At 71.8% G+C, this 17,485-nt stretch carries 12 protein-coding genes; 5 read left to right on the forward strand and 7 right to left on the reverse strand.

All coding sequences use genetic code 11. The features are described from left to right. Positions 1-12: 12 nt before the first annotated feature. On the forward strand, positions 13-873 hold the full coding sequence (locus ABDZ66_RS03510; RefSeq protein WP_343756121.1) for a hypothetical protein: 861 nt from the start codon (positions 13-15) through the stop codon (positions 871-873). Between the two features lie 126 nt (positions 874-999). Here ABDZ66_RS03510 and ABDZ66_RS03515 read toward each other — a convergent pair whose 3' ends face one another. The 4 genes from ABDZ66_RS03515 to ABDZ66_RS03530 form a co-directional block, all read right to left on the reverse strand. Then, positions 1,000-2,217: a sensor histidine kinase gene (locus ABDZ66_RS03515; RefSeq protein ID WP_343756123.1), complete on the reverse strand. Its 1,218-nt coding sequence runs from the start codon at positions 2,215-2,217 to the stop codon at positions 1,000-1,002. A gap of 132 nt (positions 2,218-2,349) precedes the next feature. Next, complete coding sequence (locus ABDZ66_RS03520; RefSeq protein WP_343756125.1) at positions 2,350-3,939, reverse strand: GGDEF domain-containing protein; 1,590 nt, start codon at positions 3,937-3,939, stop codon at positions 2,350-2,352. Beyond that, positions 3,929-5,911 carry an HD domain-containing phosphohydrolase gene (locus tag ABDZ66_RS03525; RefSeq protein WP_343756127.1) on the reverse strand — a complete coding sequence of 661 codons (1,983 nt, stop codon included), beginning with the start codon at positions 5,909-5,911 and terminating at the stop codon, positions 3,929-3,931. The genes ABDZ66_RS03520 and ABDZ66_RS03525 overlap by 11 nt, the downstream gene beginning before the upstream one ends. 506 nt (positions 5,912-6,417) lie before the next feature. Then, positions 6,418-7,974 (reverse strand): DEAD/DEAH box helicase, encoded by a 1,557-nt coding sequence (locus ABDZ66_RS03530; protein WP_343756129.1) that lies wholly within the window; start codon positions 7,972-7,974, stop codon positions 6,418-6,420. 315 nt (positions 7,975-8,289) lie between these two features. On the opposite strand from ABDZ66_RS03530, the gene ABDZ66_RS03535 reads away from it, so the two are divergent. Beyond that, positions 8,290-9,156: a hypothetical protein gene (locus ABDZ66_RS03535; RefSeq protein WP_343756131.1), complete on the forward strand. Its 867-nt coding sequence runs from the start codon at positions 8,290-8,292 to the stop codon at positions 9,154-9,156. A gap of 68 nt (positions 9,157-9,224) precedes the next feature. On the opposite strand, the gene ABDZ66_RS03540 is transcribed toward ABDZ66_RS03535, so the two are convergent. Together ABDZ66_RS03540 and ABDZ66_RS03545 are read right to left on the reverse strand one after the other, a co-directional pair. Continuing rightward, positions 9,225-10,484: an MFS transporter gene (locus ABDZ66_RS03540; RefSeq protein ID WP_343756133.1), complete on the reverse strand. Its 1,260-nt coding sequence runs from the start codon at positions 10,482-10,484 to the stop codon at positions 9,225-9,227. 94 nt (positions 10,485-10,578) lie between these two features. Beyond that, complete coding sequence (locus ABDZ66_RS03545; protein ID WP_343756136.1) at positions 10,579-12,705, reverse strand: molybdopterin oxidoreductase family protein; 2,127 nt, start codon at positions 12,703-12,705, stop codon at positions 10,579-10,581. A 229-nt stretch (positions 12,706-12,934) separates the two neighbouring features. Here ABDZ66_RS03545 and nirB point away from each other — a divergent pair, with 229 nt between their 5' ends. The 3 genes from nirB to ABDZ66_RS03560 all read left to right on the forward strand — a co-directional run bounded on the left by nirB (position 12,935) and on the right by ABDZ66_RS03560 (position 16,745). After that, complete coding sequence (nirB, locus tag ABDZ66_RS03550) at positions 12,935-15,484, forward strand: nitrite reductase large subunit NirB (RefSeq protein ID WP_343756137.1); 2,550 nt, start codon at positions 12,935-12,937, stop codon at positions 15,482-15,484. Between the two features lie 80 nt (positions 15,485-15,564). Continuing rightward, positions 15,565-15,933, forward strand: coding sequence for a nitrite reductase small subunit NirD (nirD, locus tag ABDZ66_RS03555; RefSeq protein ID WP_343756138.1), 369 nt, complete (start codon positions 15,565-15,567; stop codon positions 15,931-15,933). Then, entirely contained in the window at positions 15,912-16,745 is an 834-nt protein-coding gene (locus tag ABDZ66_RS03560) for a uroporphyrinogen-III synthase (RefSeq protein ID WP_343756140.1), read from the forward strand. Before nirD ends, ABDZ66_RS03560 begins: the two co-directional genes overlap by 22 nt. Before the next feature lie 322 nt (positions 16,746-17,067). On the opposite strand, the gene ABDZ66_RS03565 is transcribed toward ABDZ66_RS03560, so the two are convergent. Next, positions 17,068-17,475 (reverse strand): PAS domain S-box protein, encoded by a 408-nt coding sequence (locus tag ABDZ66_RS03565; RefSeq protein ID WP_343756142.1) that lies wholly within the window; start codon positions 17,473-17,475, stop codon positions 17,068-17,070. Positions 17,476-17,485 lie beyond the last annotated feature (10 nt).

Genomic DNA, 17,485 nt, shown 5'->3' on the forward strand with positions numbered 1-17,485 from the left:
GTGCGGTGCTCCGTGCGGTGGGCCGCGCTGCCGCGCCTGTTCCTGCTGGGACCGCTGGCGCTGCTTGCCTGCGCGCCGGCCGGGCAGTCCGGGGCTTTCCCGCGCCCGTCCCTGAACGTGACGGTCACGCCGGACGACCTGCGGTTCACGCTGTCGGGCCGGGACCTGCCGGCCGGGAGGCCGGTGACGGCCACACTGTTCGGGCCGGCAGGGCCGGGCGTCACCCGGGCGCGTACCGGGGCCGGGCAGGTCACGCTGCGCGTGCCGTTCGTGCGGGCCGGCGTGACGCCCTACGAGGTGCGGGTCGGGCCGCACCTGTTCACGGGTGAGGTGCGCCGCGCGCCGGGCGTCCCGGTCTCCCCGCTGACGCTCAAGGTGGGGGGGCGGGCGGTGCGGGTCACGCGGCCACGCCCGCCGGCGCTGGTGCTGCATCCCACGGACCGGCACGGGAACGTGACGGCGTGGCCGGTGCGGGTGCGGGTGGAACGTCCGGACGGCGTGGTCTGGAACCGGGTGGTGCCGGTGAGTCACCTGGGCGCCTGGACGTTCCTGCCGCCGGGGCGCGTGACGGGCCTGATGACCGTGACGGCCGTGACCGGCGGCGCGGCGGGGGAGTCCGGTGAGGTGGACCTGCTGCCGGGGCCGCTGGAGCGGTTCACGGCGCTCCGGGCGGCGGGGGGCGTGCGGCTGTCGGCCCTGCGTGACGCGCTGGGGAACCGCGTGGTGGATCAGGAGGCGGCGCAGCTGACCGGGCAGGAGGACGGGTGGAACGTGCAGGTGCCGGTGACTGTGGTCTCGGGTGGGGCCGCGCCGCCCTGGCCGCTGCGGTCGGCGCGGCTGGAGGCGGAGCAGGTGGGCGCTCCCAGGCGCTGAGCTGTCCCCCCACTTATATAAATATGTGTATATGATAGGCGGGAAAGGAAAGCAGGACGGAACAGGGTGGTGTGGCGACGCCCAGGCGGCAGACACCACCCCCAGTCCCCCCGGAATCCCTGCCGTTCAGCCGGCGTGATCGGGCAGCGTGAACGAGAAAACCGCTCCCTCTCCACGTCTTCCCGTGGCCTGCACACTGCCCCCCTGACGGGTGATGACCCGCCGCACCAGCGCGAGCCCGGTTCCCGTGCCCTCGAACTCGTTCTGGTGGTGAAGCCGCTGGAACAGGCGGAACAGCTTATGCCCGTACTCGGGATCGAAACCGGCGCCGTTGTCCTGCACGTCCACCCGCCAGGTGCGGGCGTGCGGGTCGTGCGACGCGCTGACATGCACGCGGGGCGAGGGCTGGTCGCGCGTGTACTTCAGGGCGTTCCCGCACAGGATCGTCAGGACCGTCCGGAGGGCCTGCGCGTCACCCTGCACGGTGGGCAGGGGACCGGCGGTCCAGTGGACGCCGGGCGCGGTGGGCTGCAGGTCACGCTGCACCTGGGCGTGCAGGTCGTTCAGGTCGACCGGCTGCAGCCGCAGCGAGGTCCGCCCGGCCCGGCTGAACTGCATGACCCCGTCGATCATGCCCGACAGGTTCAGGGCGCTGGTCTCGATGATGCCCAGGTAACGGTCGCGTTTACCGGCCTCGTGGGTCTGCCGCGCCAGCCGCGCGAAACTCAGCAGGTGCCGCACGGGGGTCAGCAGGTCGTGGGACATGGCGTAGGTGATGTTCTCGAGTTCCTCGTTCGTCTGGATCAGCAGCTGTTTTTCCTGGCGCAGCGCCTCGGTCTGCCGCTGCACCTCGTCGGCGAGGGTCGCGTTCATCCGCTCGAGGGCCTGCTGCGCCTGCACCCGGTCGGTCACGTCGCGGGACACGACGAGCAGGTCGAACGGGCCGGCGTGGTCCGGCGCGGCCGGGTCGGGCAGCGGCGCCAGGATCACGTCCCACCAGCGGGGCTCGCCGAGCATGGTGGGGCAGTACCCGCTGAACTGCGCGGGCGTTCCGGCGGTGGCCAGCGCAAAGGCGTCCAGCATGGCCTCGCGCGCCTCGCCCTCCCAGAATGACAGCCAGTCGGCACCCTGGCAGGCCCGGAAATCCTCGACCTGCATGGCCTGCTGCCCGCGGAGATTCATGGACTGCAGCCGGCCGCTGTGATCCACGACCTTGATGCAGTCCCCGCTGAGATCATGCACGCCGGTCAGGTAACGTTCCTTCCAGGACGGATCGGTCACGGGCACGTCGCCACTCAGCAGCGCCCGGTCGGTGCGGCCGTCTGGTCCCTCCACACGTGACATGCCGGGCATGATACCGCGCGGCACCCCGCCCGTCGCCCTGCCCGCCCGGCACACCCTGACAGGGGAGAGGCCAGGCGGCCCATCCGCTGACCCGGCCGGGGGGTCAGCTGCCGTTGACCCGGCCGGGGGGGGTCAGCTGCCGTCTGGCGCCTCACGCACCGTGTTGCGCCCGGCGGCCTTCGCGGCGTACAGCGCCTGATCGGCTGCCTGCAACGTCCGCGTCGGATCTCGCCCCGGAGCGAGCCGGGCCAGGCCGAAACTCGCCGTGACCCGCAGGTCCGGGTGAATGTCACTCCAGTCGTGGGCGGCCAGCGTGCGGCACAGCCGGTCGCAGATGCGCCGCGCCACGTCGAAGGGCGTGCCGGACAGCAGCAGCAGGAATTCCTCCCCGCCGAAACGCGCCAGGCAGTCATGCTCGCGGATCTCGCGGGTGAGGACCTGCACGGCCCGCACGAGCACCGCGTCCCCGACCACGTGCCCGTACCGGTCATTGACGGCCTTGAAGTGATCGAGGTCCAGCAGCGCCGCCGCCGCCGGATGGCCGGACGCCGCCCGCTGCAGCAGGTTCTCCAGGTGGGCCATGGCCGCCGCGCGGTTCGGCGCGCCGGTCAGCGGGTCACGCAGCGCCGCCTCCGCGAACGCCTCGGCCCGCACCTCGGCCTCACTGACCTGCCGTTCGATCTGCCGCAGCAGCGCGCCCTGCTGGAAGTACTCCCGGTACAGTTCCTCCAGCCGGCGGGTCAGGTCCCGCTGCACCTCGAACGCCTGCCGGAAGTGATTCTGCCGTCCCAGCGCGTCCGCCTGCACCTGCCGCGCCTGGGCGGCCAGCAGTTCCCGGCCGGCCCGCTCGAACGCCTCGACCGCACTGGCCGCGTCGCGCTCCATGCGGCGCCAGTCCCGGCTGAACGCCGAGACCCGCGCGCGGTCCAGCAGCGCCCGCCCCAGCGCCTGCTGACTCCCGCTCGCCCGCGCGGTCCGGACGCGTTCCGTGGCGAGCCGCTGCGCCTCCGCGGCGCGCCCGCCCAGCAACTCCCACGCGACCAGCGCCTCAAGCACCTCCGGGTACAGGCGCTGCGCCGCCACCCGCTGCGGTTCCGCCTGCATCGCCCGGAGCGCCCGCACGGAGTCCGGCAGCTGCGCGCGGGCCTGCGCCGCCAGTCCCTCCGGCAACTCCCCGGTCCGCAGGGCCAGCGACGCGCCCCGCACGAAATTGATGTGAAACGCCACCGACAGGGGCGGCGCGGCCGGTGAGGTGCTGTCCAGCCCCGCCCGGAACGGGGAATCCAGCAGTTCCAGCAGCCGCGCCGTCACCGCCCCGTTGCGCCCGCGTTCAAGTTCGTAGTGCGAGGCGTTCACCGCGACGAGCGCCACGTCCCGCACCTCACCGGCCGCGCGGGCCAGGGCGTCCGCCTCCTGGAAATGCTGATCGGCGCCCAGGTCGTCGTACACGTCGAGCATCACCAGCGCCACCGCCACGTGCGCCCGCGCCATGAGGCCGCCGTCCCCGGCGGCCCGCGCGAGATCCAGGCAGGTGACCGCGTGCGTCATGGCCGCCTGCAGGTCCCCCAGGTCCAGCGCCAGGTACGTCGCGTCCCGCCGCAGCAACGACAGCTGCCGCAGGTCGGTCTCGCCGACCATGGCGCCGAGCGTGTCGGCCAGTTCCCGCTCCACGGCCCGCATGTCGGTCAGTTCCGGATCCGGCGGGGTCGCCTCAGGAGACATGCCCTTTCCCCCCGTCCAGGACCTGACCGTCCGCCTCGTCCAGCCACGCCAGGAACGCCCTCACCACCGCCGGATCGAAATGCTCCCCCGATTCGGCCTCCAGCAGCGCGCGGGCCCGCGCGGCGTCCCAGGCGGGCCGGTACGGCCGGTCATGCCGCAGGGCGTCCCACACGTCAATCACCGCGAAGATCCTGGCCGCCAGCGGAATCTCCTCGCCCGCCAGACCCGCCGGGTACCCCCGGCCGTTCCATTTCTCGTGGTGCGCGGACGGAATGTCCAGCGCGTCCCGCAGGAACTCGATGGGTTCCAGGAGCGACAGTGCCATCTCCGGGTGGCGGCGCATGACCGCCCATTCCTCCTCGTCCAGCGGGCCGGGTTTCAGCAGGATCGCGTCCGGAATGCCCATCTTCCCGATGTCGTGCAGCAGCGCCCCGCGACGCAGGTGCACGAGCTGCTCGCCGCGCAGCCCCATCCGCCGCGCGAGACTGACGGCCAGCTCCGTCACCCGCTGACTGTGCCCCTCGGTCTCCCGGTCACGGAAATCCAGCGCCCGCGCCCAGCCCTCGATGGTCTGGTCGTAGGCGCGGCGTAACTCGTCCCGGCTGCCGCGCAGGTCCGCGAGCAGCAGCACATTCGCCAGCGCCGCGCCCACCTGCCCCGCCACCGTCTCCAGCGCCTGCCGGTCCCCGTCGTCAAAGGCGTCCACTTCCGGACTCTCGACCGCCAGCACCCCCCACGGCTGCCCCGCCACCCGCAACGGCGTGACGAGCTCGCTCCGGACACGGTCACCGTGAGCGCCGCCGGGCCGCTCATACAGCGGATCGAGCCGCACGTCGCCCACCAGCACGCTGCGGCCCAGGCGCAGGCACTCTCCCGCGAATCCGGTCGCGACCGGTTCGGACGGCCCGCCGGTCTCCCGGGCCAGCGTCACGAGTGACCCGTCGGCGTCCAGACTGGCCACCCGCACGAACGGATGCCCCAGCCGCTCCTCGATCAGCTGCACGACCCGGCAGGCCACCTCCTGCACCGTCTGCGCCCGCTGCAGCTGCAGGCTGGTCTCGTGCATCAGCGTGAGTTCCTGCACCCGCCGCTCCAGGAAACGCCGGTCCCGCTGCTGCGCCGTCACGTCCCGCGAGTGCACCACCACCCCCCGCACCGCCGGTTCATGCAGCAGGTTCCGGCCGCGCGCCTCCAGCCACAACACCCGCCCGTCCCGGTGCAACGCGCGGAAGGTCAGGTTCACGGTCGAATCCGGCACCCGCCCAAGCGCCGCGAAAGCTTCCTGCACCCGCTCCAGGTCGTCGGGATGCACGACGTTCAACGCCGCCCGTCCCGTCACGTCCTTGGCGCTGCGGCCCAGCAGCAACCGCGCGCCTCCACTCTGGTACAGCACGAACCCCTGACGGTTGAGGACCGTCACCAGATCCGTTCCCTGATCCGTCACGGTCCGCAGCATCGCCTCGCGCGCCCGGACGCCCTCCTCGGCCTTCATGCGGCTGAGCAGCGTCCCCCACAACGCCCCGATGGTGCCCAGCACCCCCAGCCCGTTCAGGTCCGGGCGGGGCCGGTTGAACAGCAGGTTCACCGTTCCGACCAGGTCCGGGCCGTTGAACAACCCGAAATTCACGAGGTGCTGCGCTCCCAGCCGCGCGTAGTTCCGTTCCGGCGGTCCACGCCACTCGGGCGACGGCACGGCCGCACTGATCCAGGTGCCGGCCGTCAGCAGCGTCACCCACTCGGGCTCCATCACCTGCACCCGGTGAACGTCCAGCAGCGGATGCTCACCCCACGACGCCCCCAGCGTGTACTCGTGCTCCGAGACGCGCAGGTGCAGCAGCCCCAGGTCCGCGCCGAGCAGCTCCGACAGGAACGTCAGGCCCTCACGGCACAGTTCGTTCTCACTGGACTGGGCCAGCAGCTTCCGGGTCACGGCGAGCAGCAGCGTTTCACTATCGGGAGCGGAAGTGGACATAAGTTCTTAGCGGACATCCTACCGGCTGGGTCTGCCCGGCGGTACCGAATCCCCCACCAGTGTGATGATTCACACAAGAGGGGCGCAGACCACCCGCCCAACCCTCACTGGCCCGGACCCTCCGTGTGCGCGGTGCGCCGCGCGGTGCCGGAGCCGTGCCCACCCGGACAGGCGGGCCGTCGGGTGGATTTCAGCATGGCTGCAGTTCGGCATGGCTGCAGCGGCCACGCTCCATTGCCGCACTCAACTAAGAAGTTCAGTTTTCAAGCTAAGTCTGATTAGTGTGAAATCGCCGGGAGCAACCGGCCCTTCCAGGACCCCGCAGGCCTGTGGAGAACGGCCCTGACGGCCCTCCCAGCAGACAGGGGATTTCTGTGCGTGCAGGACGGCAAAAATCACTACGGAATTCACTCTGCTCCCATCCGGGTCCGTCCCAGGGTTGAAGGGAGGCGCGAAGAGCTGTGCTCTTCGCGCCTCCCTTCAACCCTGCGTCCGGCGCAGGCTGCTCAGCGGCGCCCGCCACGTCCCCGGGGACGCTGGGGTCCCACGCGGCCCGCGCCGGTCCCGGCCGCACTGTCGCCGCGGCCCTGGCCACCCTGCCGGGACCGGTCGCCCTGACTGCGGGTTCCGTGACCGGCGCCCTGATGGCTGCCCTGGCCGGCGCTCTGCGCACGGGACCCGTGACCGGACTGGCCGCCCGGTTGACCCTGGGCGCGGCCCTGGCCCTGGCGGCCACCGCCGGGACCCTGCTGCCCGCGGCCCTGGCCCTGCTTCTCCTGGATGTCCTTGTCGATCTGGCTTTCCTCGCGGGTCAGGGGCGGATGCAGCGCACCCGGCAGTTTCCGGCGCACGTTCTGCCACAGGGCGCGCTGCTCGGGGATCAGCAGCACGAGGTTCGTGCCGGGGCGGCCGGCACGGGCCGTGCGGCCGGAGCGGTGCACGTGGTCCTCGGCGGTGGACGAGATGTCCATGTGAATCACCAGACGCACCTCCGGCAGGTCGATGCCGCGGCCGGCGATGTCCGTGGCGATCAGCACGCGGGACTTGCCCTCGCGCAGCAGCGCCATGGTCCGTTCGCGTTTCTTCTGGTCCATGTTGCCTTCGAGGGGACTGACGATCTCGCCCGGCAGCAGCTCGTTCAGTTTCTCGGCGCGGCGCTTCACCAGGGACTTGGTGCGGCTGAAGATCACGACGCAACCGCCGGGTTCCCGCAGGACTTCACGGGCGCGGTCAGCGGCGAGGTCCAGCACCTGGTCGCGGGTGGTGTTCACGAGCAGGTGGGTGGCGCCGGTCGCGCCGCCCAGCACGTCGGCGGCGTTCGCGGCGGCGTCGTCGGAGCGGGCCGGGGCGATGTCGATGCGTTCCGGGTTCACCATGAACCGTTCCGCGACCGCGCGGATCTCGGCGGGGAACGTGGCGGAGGCCATGGCGACCTGCAGGTGTCCGTTGTTGGAACTCTGCTGCTGCGCGGCGCGCAGGATGTCTCCCACGTCACGCAGGAAGCCCAGCGACAGCAGTTCGTCGGCCTCGTCCAGCACCACGTAGCGCAGACCTGCGAGGCTGAGTTCGTTGCGGTTGATGAGGTCCTTGAGTCGTCCGGGCGTGCCGGAGATCAGGCCCTTGCCGGTCGCCTCGCTGCGCGTCTGTCCGGGCGTGATGCCACCCGTGATGCGCCCGGCGGTCATGCCGAGTTCGCGGGCGACGTCGCGGATCTGCACGGCGAGTTCACGGGTGGGCGTGATGACCAGCACTTCCGGGCGCATGCCGCGCACGGCGCTCATGCCGGTGCCACGCGCCGCCGCCGGAATCAGGAATGCCAGCGTCTTTCCGCTGCCCGTCCGGGCGGTCGTGATGACGTCACGGCCGGACAGCAGGGCGGGAATGGCGCCCGCCTGCACCGGGGTGGGCGTGCGGTCGCCCAGCAGGGCGCGCCAGTCGGCGTTCACGCGGGCCGTTTCCGGCTGGGGCCGGCGGGCGGGGGCCGTGCGGGAGGTCGGGGTGGCCGGGGCGGCCGCCGAAGAGTCAACCGGCGTGCGCCGGGGTCTATCCTGAATTCGGGTCATGAAACATCCTGTCGACGCCCACACAGGGCGCGCCGCGCCGGAGCGCAGCTTGAAACTAATGGGGCGCCGTCACACGTCCGTCCAGGCGGACAGAACCAGACATCCCGGCGAGAACAACACACGAGCCGGTCACCGTCGGCGACCAGTCATCCCCCCATCATGCCCCATCCGGCGCGAAAAACACAGTCTCCCGGTGCAGGACACCCGGGTGTGCGGCCGGTCAGTCGGGTGTTGCCGTGGAGGGTCGGGGGGAGGTGGGGGAAAACCTGCTATCATATACACGTAAATATTTAAGCTGACTTCCCGGAGGTTCCCATGCCCGGCCCCCACCCCGACGAACTCGCCCTCAAACTCACGCGCGCCCTCACGGACCTCGACCTCGACACCCTGGTCGCCACCCTCCAGGCGGGCGGCCACCTCACGCGCCCGCCCGCGCAGACCCGCGCCAACCTGAAACCCATCCTCGAACAGGCCCGCACCGACCACGTCAACCTGCTGCGTCCCCCCGCCGACTTCCACGCCTGGCTGCGCACGCCCCTGCTGAGCAACGCCCGCGGCGGCGTCGCCAGCAACAACACCATCATCGCCCGCACCAGCACCCTGCGCGGCCTGTACACCACCCTGCGCCGCGCCGGCCTGATCAGCAGCGACCCCCTCACCGACTTCCAGACGCCGCCCGCCGAACACGCCCGCGACGCCCTCCCCCACCCGGACGCCCTGACCCGCCTGCTGCTGAACGCCACCGACCCCGCCCTGCACGCCGCGCTGACCCTGATGTACCGCCAAGCGCTGCAGGTCACGGAACTGCTGTCCCTGCGCTGGGGCATGTACGACCACGCCCGCGGCCGCCTGCTGCGCCGCCGCACCGTCAGCGCCCTCGACGCGCCCAGCGTCCAGGCGCTCGAACCGCTGCTGGCCAGCGCGGGCGGGCCGCTGCACGTCCACGACGACGCGCACGTCTTCCCGTACCGCACCCAGGACGACCTGCGCCTCGCGGTCTTCCGGGTGTGCCAGGGCGCCAACCTGCCGTTCATCGGGCCGTCCCAGATCCGCCGGGCCAGCCTGCGCGACTTCCCGCTGTCGCAGACGGACGCCGGGTACACCGACCCGCGCTCCTTCGAACTGGCGCAGAACCTCGCCCGCAGCCTCGGCACCGCCGAACCCGGCACCTCCCCCACCTGAACCCCGGCAGGTACGCGCGGCGCGTGAACGCCACGCAGATCGTTCCGGGCGAGACGGGCCGGCGCGGGTCAGGTGAGGCTGGGCTGGCGGCCAGTGACGGTCAGGCGGACCATGTTCGCGACGAACACGACGCCGCACCCGGCGGTCAGGATGAACAGCGTCACGAAGGCCGCCTGGGGGCCGAGGGTGGGTTTGAACGCGGCGAAGATCAGCGGCAGGAAGAACCCGCCGAGCCCGCCGAGCAGGCCCACGAGCCCGCCGACGACGCCCATCTGACCGGGGTTCCACCGGGCGATCAGGGTGTACGTGCTGGCCTTGCCGACGCCCATGCCGACGCCGACGACGGCGGTCAGGAGCAGGAAGGGCGTGAGGGGCAGGTCGCGCATCAGGGGCAGCAGGCCGGCCAGCATGACGGCGAACGCGGCCACGGTCACGGCGCGCGGCGAGAAGCGGTCGGACAGGTACCCGCCCAGGGGGCGCAGGAGACTGGCGGGAAAGATGAACAGCGCGGTCAGGAGGCCGGCGCGGGCCAGGGGCAGGCCGTAGTGGTCGACGTAGTACCGGGGCAGGAACAGGGAGTACGCGACGTACGCGCCGAAGAACACCACGTAGTACAGCCCGAAGCGCCACACCTGCAGTCTGGCCAGGGGGCGCAGCCAGTCGGCCAGGGTGCGTTCGCCGCGCGGCGCGGCGTCGACGGGCGTGAAGCGGGCGGTGGCGGCGGCGCACAGCAGCAGCAGCACACTGAACACGAACGGCACGAAGTGCCACCCGCCGGGGATCAGCAGTCCGGCAGGGACGGCGGTGATCATCAGGGGCGCGAGGAGTTTGGTGAGGCTGGCCCCGGCGTTCCCCGCGCCGAAGGTGCCGAGCGCGAGGCCCTGGCGGGCGGTGGGAACCCACTGCGCGATCCAGGCGTTCCCGACGGCGAAGCTGACGCCGGCCAGGCCCACGCCGAGCGCGAGGATCAGCAGCAGGGTGTAACTGCTGGCGTAGGCGAGGGCCAGGGCGAACGCGGCGGTCAGGAGGGTGGTGGCCAGGAACACGGTCCTGCCGCCGTAACGGTCGGCCCAGATGCCGGCCGGGAGGCGCAGCAGCGAGCCGGTCAAGACGGGAATGGCGGTCAGCAGCGTGAACTGCGCGTCCGAGAGGCCGAGTTCCTTGCGGATGGGCAGGCCCACGATGGCGAACATGACCCACACCGCGAACATCAGCGTGAAGCCCAGCGTGGCGAAGGTCACGACGCGGCGGGCGTCCGGGGTCAGGGGGGCGTTCCCGGTGAGGGTCGGGGCGGGGCCGGGGGTGGGGGCGCTGGGGGCGTGCGTCATGGGGTTCCTCCTGGGGGGTGGGGGGGCCTGGGGGCCGGTGAGGGGGGCACCGGATGGGACCGGGGTGGGGGGCGGGCCAGGAGCGGCCCGCCGGTCAGGGGGTGGGGGTGGGCCTCAGGGGGCGGGGCAGGGGACCGGGGTCGGTCGTGGGGTCAGGAGCGTGCACGGGGGCGGGCCGCAGCGTGACGGGCGTGACCTTGAAGCCCGGCATGCGCGAGTGCGGGTCCAGGGCGGCCGGGTCGGTGAGCAGGTTGGCCGCGCCCGGCCAGTGGAAGGGGACGAACAGCGTGTCGGGGCGGATGCCGGGGGTCAGGGTGACGGGCAGCGTGGCCTGACCGTGCGCGGTGACCAGCGTGACGGGCTGCCCGGCTTTCAGGCTGTGGGCGCGGGCGGTGTCCGGGTGGATCTGCACGGTGTTCTCGGCTTTCAGGGCGGCGTTGCGGCGGGTCTGGGTGCCGCTCTGGTACTGGTTGCCGAGGCGGCCGGTGGTCAGGTGCAGGGTGCGCGGCGCGAGGTCCGGGGTGGGCAGGCGCGGCACGTGCAGGGTGGCCAGTCCGTCCGGGGTGGGGTAGGTGGGGGCGTAGGCCAGGGGCGTGTCGGGGCCGTCGGCGCGCGGAACGGGCCACTGGGCGCTGGCGCGGTCGAGGCGTTCGGCGCTCAGGCCGCTGTAGTCGGCCCTGCCGCCGCGCGTGGCGAGAAAGAAGTCGTCCTGCAGGTCGCGGAAGGTGGGGTACGTGAAGCCGTGGGGGCGGCCGACGGCGTGCGCGAGGTCGCACAGGATCCGCCAGTCCTCGCGGGCGGCGCCAGGGGCGGTCATGGCGCGGCGGCGGCGCTGCACGCGGCCCTCGAGGTTGGTGGTGGTGCCTTCCTCCTCGCACCACATGCTGCCGGGCAGGACCAGCGTGGCCAGCTGCGCGGTCTCGCTGGGCAGGAAGTCGATGACGATCAGGTGCTTGAGGGCGCGTAGCTTCTCGGTGACCTGTCCGGCGCCGGCGGCGCTGACGACCGGGTTGCTGCCCAGCACGATCAGCGCGTTGATGCCGCCCTCGCCGGGGTCGCCGCAGGCGTTCAGGAGTTCCTGGGCGCTGTGGCCGGGCTGGGGCAGGTGGCGTTCCGGGACGTTCCAGTGGGCGGCCATCTGGGCGCGGTGGTGGGGGTCGCGCAGGCTGCGGGCGCCGGGCAGCTGGTCGTTCTTCTGGCCGTGTTCGCGCCCGCCCTGGCCGTTGCCCTGGCCGGTCAGGGTGCCGAAGCCGCCGCCCTGCTTGCCGACATGCCCGGTCAGGAACGCGAGGTTGATCCAGGCCTGCACGGTGTCGGTGCCGTGGGTGTGCTGTTCGGGGCCGCGTCCGGTGAGGATCAGTGGCGTGCGGGCGTCGGCGTAGGCGCGGGCCAGGGTCATCAGGTCCGTTTCGGGAATGCCGCACCCGTGGGCCACGCGGGCCGGCGGGTAGTCGTCGGCGTGCCAGAGGACGTCGCTGAGGCCGTGGGCGGGCGCGGTGGGGCGGATCCTGCCCCAGGTTTTCATGAGGTGCAGCAGGCCCAGGGCCAGGATGCCGTCCGTGCCGGGGCGGGGCGCGAGGTGCCGTCCGGCGACGCGGGCGGTGGTGGTGGCGCGCGGGTCGATGGCGTACACGGCGCCGCCGCGGTCCCTGGCGCCCTTGAGGTACTGCATGACCGGTGGGAGGGTCTCGGCGATGTTCGCGCCGACGAGCAGGATCAGGTCGCTGCGGGTCATGTCAGAGAGCGGGAAGCCCAGGCCCCGGTCGAGACCGAAGGTGCGGTTCAGGGCCGCGCTGGCGCTGGCCATGCAGTAGCGGCCGTTGTAGTCGATGTTGGGGGTCTGGAGGGCCACGCGGGCGAACTTGCCCAGCAGGTACGTCTTCTCGTTGGTGAGGCTGCCGCTGCCGAACACGCCGATGCGCTGCGGGGCGCGCTGTACCAGGGGGCTCAGGGCCTCGCGGACGTGGGCCATGGCCTCGGGCCAGCTGACGGGGACCAGCTGGCCGTCGCGGCGCAGCAGCGGCGTGGTCAGGCGGTCCGGGTGGCGCAGGTCGCCCGGCGCGGCGAGGCCCTTCTTGCAGACGGTGCCGTGCGCGACCGGGCAGTCCCGGGTGGGGGTGGCGCGCGTGACCAGTCCGTGTTCGAGGTGCAGGTCGAAGTTGCACTGCACGGCGCAGTAGGGGCAGGTGGTGCGGACGGTGCGGGAGGGGGCCGCGTTCATGGGGCGAGCCTGAAGGGCAGCGTGAGAAAAGTCAAGGCCAATTCTGCAGAACGTCATCGAAAGTTCGAACAATCTGCAGGATTCTAGACAGATAGCCGGGCATATGCCCACTTCGTGTGCAATTCAATCAGAAAAACTTGACAAAACGTTCAGGATCCGGCTCAATGTGCGGCAGCGGTCGCCCCGCTGCGTCACAGGCGGCGCAGCCGCGACCCACACGGAGGACCCCATGACCCCACCCCAGGCTCCCAGCACCCCGCGCGTCGTCGTCATCGGTAACGGCATGGTCGGTCACCGCCTGGTCGAGCAACTGCGCCAGCACGCCGACCCCGACGCCCTGCACCTGACCGTGATCAGCGAGGAGAGCCGCCTCGCCTACGACCGCGTGCACCTGTCCGCGCATCTCGACGACCCCCGCCCCGACCTGTCCCTGGCGACAGAGGACGGGTACCGCGAGGCGGGCGTGACCGTCGTGCAGGGCCGCGCCGACGCCGTGAACCTGACCGAGAGGACCGTGCAGGTCGCCGGGCAGACGCTCGCGTACGACGCGCTGGTGTTTGCCACCGGTTCCTTTCCCTTCGTGCCGCCCGTGCCGGGCCGGGACGCCACCGGCTGCTTCGTGTACCGCACGCTGGACGACCTCGACGCCATCCGCGAGGCCGCCCGTGGGGCGCGCAGCGGCGCCGTGATCGGCGGCGGCCTGCTGGGCCTGGAGGCCGCCGGGGCGCTGCGCAGGCTGGGCCTGGAGACGCACGTCGTGGAGTTCGCGCCGCACCTGATGCCCGCCCAGCTCGACGCCGAGGGCGGCGCGGCCCTGCGCCGCACCATTGAGGGCATGGGCATCGGCGTGCACCTTGGCAGGAGCACGCAGCAGGTCAGCGTGGACGCACAGGGGCGCGTGACCGGCCTGGACTTCTCGGACGGAAGTCGTCTGGACGCGGACCTCGTGGTGTTCAGCGCCGGCATCCGCCCCCGCGACGATCTGGCCCGCGCCGCCGGGCTGAGTGCCGGCGAGCGCGGCGGCATCCGGATCGACGACGCGTGCCGCACGAGCGACCCGCACACGTACGCGGTCGGCGAGTGCGCCCTGCATGACGGGCGCGTGTACGGTCTGGTCGCGCCCGGCTACCAGATGGCGAAGGTGGCGGCCGTGAACGTCCTGCGTGACCTGGGCGTGCTGGACGCCTCGCCCGCGCACTTCCGCGGCGCGGACCTGAGCACCAAGCTGAAGCTGCTGGGCGTGGAGGTCGGGTCCTTCGGTGACGCGAAGGGTGTGACGCCCGGCGCGCGCAGCGTGTCCCTGAGCGACAACGTGCGCGGCACGTACAGCAAGGTCGTCGTGTCGGAGGACGGGCGCGTGCTGGGCGGCCTGCTGGTGGGCGACACCGCCCGCTACGCGGACCTGCTGGACCTGACCCTGTCCGCCGTGCCCCTGAGCGTCCCGCCCGAGACGCTGATCGTGCCCCCCCTCCCCGGCGGCGCGGTAATGACGTCATCCGACGCGCTGCTGTGCTCCTGCGAGAACGTCCGCGAGAGCGCCCTGTGCGCCGCCATAGCTGAGGGCGCGCGGGACGTCGCCAGTCTGAAGAAGTGCACCGGCGCGGGCACAGGCTGCGGCGGGTGCGTGCCCAGCCTGCACGGCCTGCTGCAGACCGAACTGCGCCGCCTGGGCATGGCGGTCACCAACCACCTGTGCGAGCACTACCCGTACTCCCGGCAGGAACTGTTCGACCTGATCCGCGTCCGTGGGCACGCCACCTGGGACGAGGTGCTCGCCGCGCACGGCTCGGGCCTGGGCTGCGAGATCTGCAAGCCCGCGGTGGGCAGCATCCTGGCCTCGCTGCATGGCGAACTGGTCGTCGCGCCGCAGCACGCGCCGCTGCAGGACACGAACGACGCGTTCCTGGCGAACATCCAGAAGAACGGCACGTACTCGGTCATGCCGCGCGTGCCGGGCGGCGAGATCACCGCCGACGGATTGATCGCCATCGGCGCGGTCGCCAAACGCTTCGGGCTGTACTGCAAGATCACCGGCGGGCAGCGCATCGACCTGCTCGGCGCGCACCGGGACGACCTTCCCGCCATCTGGGAGGAACTGATCGCCGCCGGGTTCGAGAGCGGGCACGCGTACGGCAAGAGCCTGCGCACCGTCAAGAGCTGCGTGGGGAGCACGTGGTGCCGCTACGGCGTGCAGGACTCCACCAGCCTCGCCGTGCGCCTGGAACTGCGCTACCGCGGCCTGCGCAGCCCCCACAAACTCAAGAGCGGCGTGTCCGGCTGCACCCGCGAGTGCGCCGAGGCCCGCAGCAAGGACTTCGGGATCATCGCCACCGAGAAGGGCTGGAACGTGTACGTCGGCGGGAACGGCGGCGTCACACCCAAGCACGCCGTGCTGCTCGCCAGTGACCTGAGCGAGGACGGGGTGGTCACCCTCCTCGACCGCTACCTGATGTTCTACGTGCGCACCGCCGACCGCCTGCAACGCACCTCGACGTGGCTGGAGAACCTGGACGGCGGCCTGGACTACCTGCGGAGCGTGATCATCGACGACCACCTGGGCCTCTGCGCCGAGCTGGAAGCCGAGATGGCCCGCCACATCGGCACGTACCGGGACGAGTGGGCGGCCGCCGTGAACGACCCCGCGATCCGCGCCCGCTTCCGCACCTTCGTGAACACGGACGCCCGCGACGACGGCGTGCAGTGGGTCGACGAACGCGGCCAGATCCGCCCGGCCGACGCGCCCCACCTCTCCCCGCTGCCGGTGCTCGGCGGGGACTGAAGTGCGCCCCGTGACCTGACCTGACACGCCACTGAACGCCAGCCCTCACCCTGAAGTCCGCAGCCCCCGCAAGGAGAGCCATGACCCTCACTGCCCCATCCACCCACCCCCCGATTCCCTGGACGCGCGTGTGCGCGCTGGACGACATCCTGCCCGGCACCGGCGTGTGCGCCCTGATTCATGGCCAGCAGGTCGCGGTGTTCCGCGTCGGCGGGCGCGTGTACGCCACCGGCAACCGCGACCCGTACACCGGCGCGAACGTCCTCTCGCGCGGCCTGACCGGCAGTTACACCCTGAACGGCGAGACGCGCGTGAAGGTCGCCTCTCCCCTGCTCAAGCACGCCTTCGACCTGCAGAGCGGCCTGAGCCTCGACGATCCCCGCGTGAGCGTCCCCGTGTACGCCACCCGCTTTGACGGAGGTGACGTATGGACTGGTTCGCCGGCCTGAATGTCCTGAGTCTGGAATCCCGCCGCAGCGAGGAGATGGAGACCCTGATCCGCAAGTACGGCGGCGCGCCCCAGGTCGCCCCCAGCATGCGCGAGATGAAACTCGACCTGAGTGCGCCCCTCGCCCGGTTCGAGCGGGACCTGCTGGCAGGCGACATCCACGCCGTCGCGTGCCTGACCGGCGTGGGCACCCGCCTGTTCCTGAAGGAACTCGCCGCCCGTGACCCGCAGCACCTCGAGACCCTGCGCGGCGTGCCGTTCGTGTCGCGCGGCAGCAAACCCGCGCAGGCGCTCAGGACCTTCGGCCTGAGCAGCACCCAGGTGCCCAGACCCAGCACCTGGCACGAGGTGCAGGAGCACCTGATCGCCACGCTGGAACGCGGGCAGCACGCCGTGATCCTCGAGTACGGCGAGGCCATCCCCGGCGCCATGCTGCGCGAACTCGGCTACGCCGGCATCCGCGTGACGAGCGTGCCGGTGTACCGCTGCGCGTTCCCGCAGGACCCCGGCCCGCTGGCCCGCGCGGTCCGCGACGTGGTCCTGGGCGGCCCGGACATCCTGCTGCTGTCGAGCGGCACGCAGATCCTGCACTTCCTGAAGTACGCCGAGAAACTGAACCTGCTGGAGGAGGCCCGCGCCGGCCTGAACCGCATGGTCATCGTGTCCATCGGCCCGGCGTGCAGCGAGGCCGCCGCCGACCTGGGCCTGCGCATCGACCTGGAGGCCAATCCGCACAAGATGGGGATCCTGGTCCGCTCGGCCGCCGAGCACGGCCCCGCGATCCTGGCGGCCCGCCTGGGCCGCGCGGGATAGGGCGCGGACCGCGCCACACGGACCGTCAGGGCCGTTCTCCGGAGGGAGGCATCGGACGTCTGTTGTTCCGAAGCCTCCCTTCTCTGCTTCGCAGCTCCAGTCCGGCCTGCCCGTCAACCTTCACCCGCTCTCCCGCGGAGTGGCACAGGGCCGCTCGGCCATACAGACAGCCTCCCTATGGTCACTGCTCGAAGCGGGACGGGGCGGACCCGCCGCGCCGCAGGGCGGGCCTCCGAACCGGCGGCGGGCGGAAGCGAATTCCGGTTGTCTCTCTGACCGGCTGATCCCGGGCCAGTCCCCGGGAGGGTCGACCGGCATTCGGTCAGGGGCCGTGGACCGTGACCTGTGCGGGCGCGGGGATGTCGGCGTCCGGCAGGCGCTGGATCTGCGAGACGAAGAAGGCGGGTGACCCGTCGTCGCTGAGGATCATGGAGACGTTCAGCTGCGCCCAGATGAGTTGCCCGCTGGCGTGCCGGTACCGTTTGCGCATCTCGTACTGGGTGATGTCACCGTCCACGAGTTGCCGCAGCAGGGTCAGGTCGGCGTCGAGGTCGTCCGGATGGGTGATGTCCTGGAAGGTGAGGCTCAGCAGGCGTTCGCTGGGATACCCGAGCAGGGCGCAGAGCGTGTCGTTCACGGTCATGAAACGGCCCATCGGGGAGACGAGCGCCATGCCGATGGGGGATTTCTTGAACATGGCGACGAACAGCTGCGTCTCACGCTCAGGCATGCGGCGGCCT

The sequence above is a fragment of the Deinococcus depolymerans genome (assembly GCF_039522025.1).
GTDB classification, from domain to species: Bacteria; Deinococcota; Deinococci; order Deinococcales; family Deinococcaceae; genus Deinococcus; species Deinococcus depolymerans.

Coding starts and splice junctions, on each gene's coding strand:
- ABDZ66_RS03540 (WP_343756133.1), bottom strand. CDS start 10,484: ATGACGCACGCCCCCAGCGCCCCCACCCCCGGCCCCGCCCCGACCCTC.
- ABDZ66_RS03560 (WP_343756140.1), top strand. CDS start 15,912: ATGGACTGGTTCGCCGGCCTGAATGTCCTGAGTCTGGAATCCCGCCGC.
- ABDZ66_RS03530 (WP_343756129.1), bottom strand. CDS start 7,974: ATGACCCGAATTCAGGATAGACCCCGGCGCACGCCGGTTGACTCTTCG.
- ABDZ66_RS03525 (WP_343756127.1), bottom strand. CDS start 5,911: ATGTCCACTTCCGCTCCCGATAGTGAAACGCTGCTGCTCGCCGTGACC.
- ABDZ66_RS03520 (WP_343756125.1), bottom strand. CDS start 3,939: ATGTCTCCTGAGGCGACCCCGCCGGATCCGGAACTGACCGACATGCGG.
- nirB (WP_343756137.1), top strand. CDS start 12,935: ATGACCCCACCCCAGGCTCCCAGCACCCCGCGCGTCGTCGTCATCGGT.
- ABDZ66_RS03545 (WP_343756136.1), bottom strand. CDS start 12,705: ATGAACGCGGCCCCCTCCCGCACCGTCCGCACCACCTGCCCCTACTGC.
- ABDZ66_RS03535 (WP_343756131.1), top strand. CDS start 8,290: ATGCCCGGCCCCCACCCCGACGAACTCGCCCTCAAACTCACGCGCGCC.
- ABDZ66_RS03515 (WP_343756123.1), bottom strand. CDS start 2,217: ATGTCACGTGTGGAGGGACCAGACGGCCGCACCGACCGGGCGCTGCTG.
- nirD (WP_343756138.1), top strand. CDS start 15,565: ATGACCCTCACTGCCCCATCCACCCACCCCCCGATTCCCTGGACGCGC.
- ABDZ66_RS03565 (WP_343756142.1), bottom strand. CDS start 17,475: ATGCCTGAGCGTGAGACGCAGCTGTTCGTCGCCATGTTCAAGAAATCC.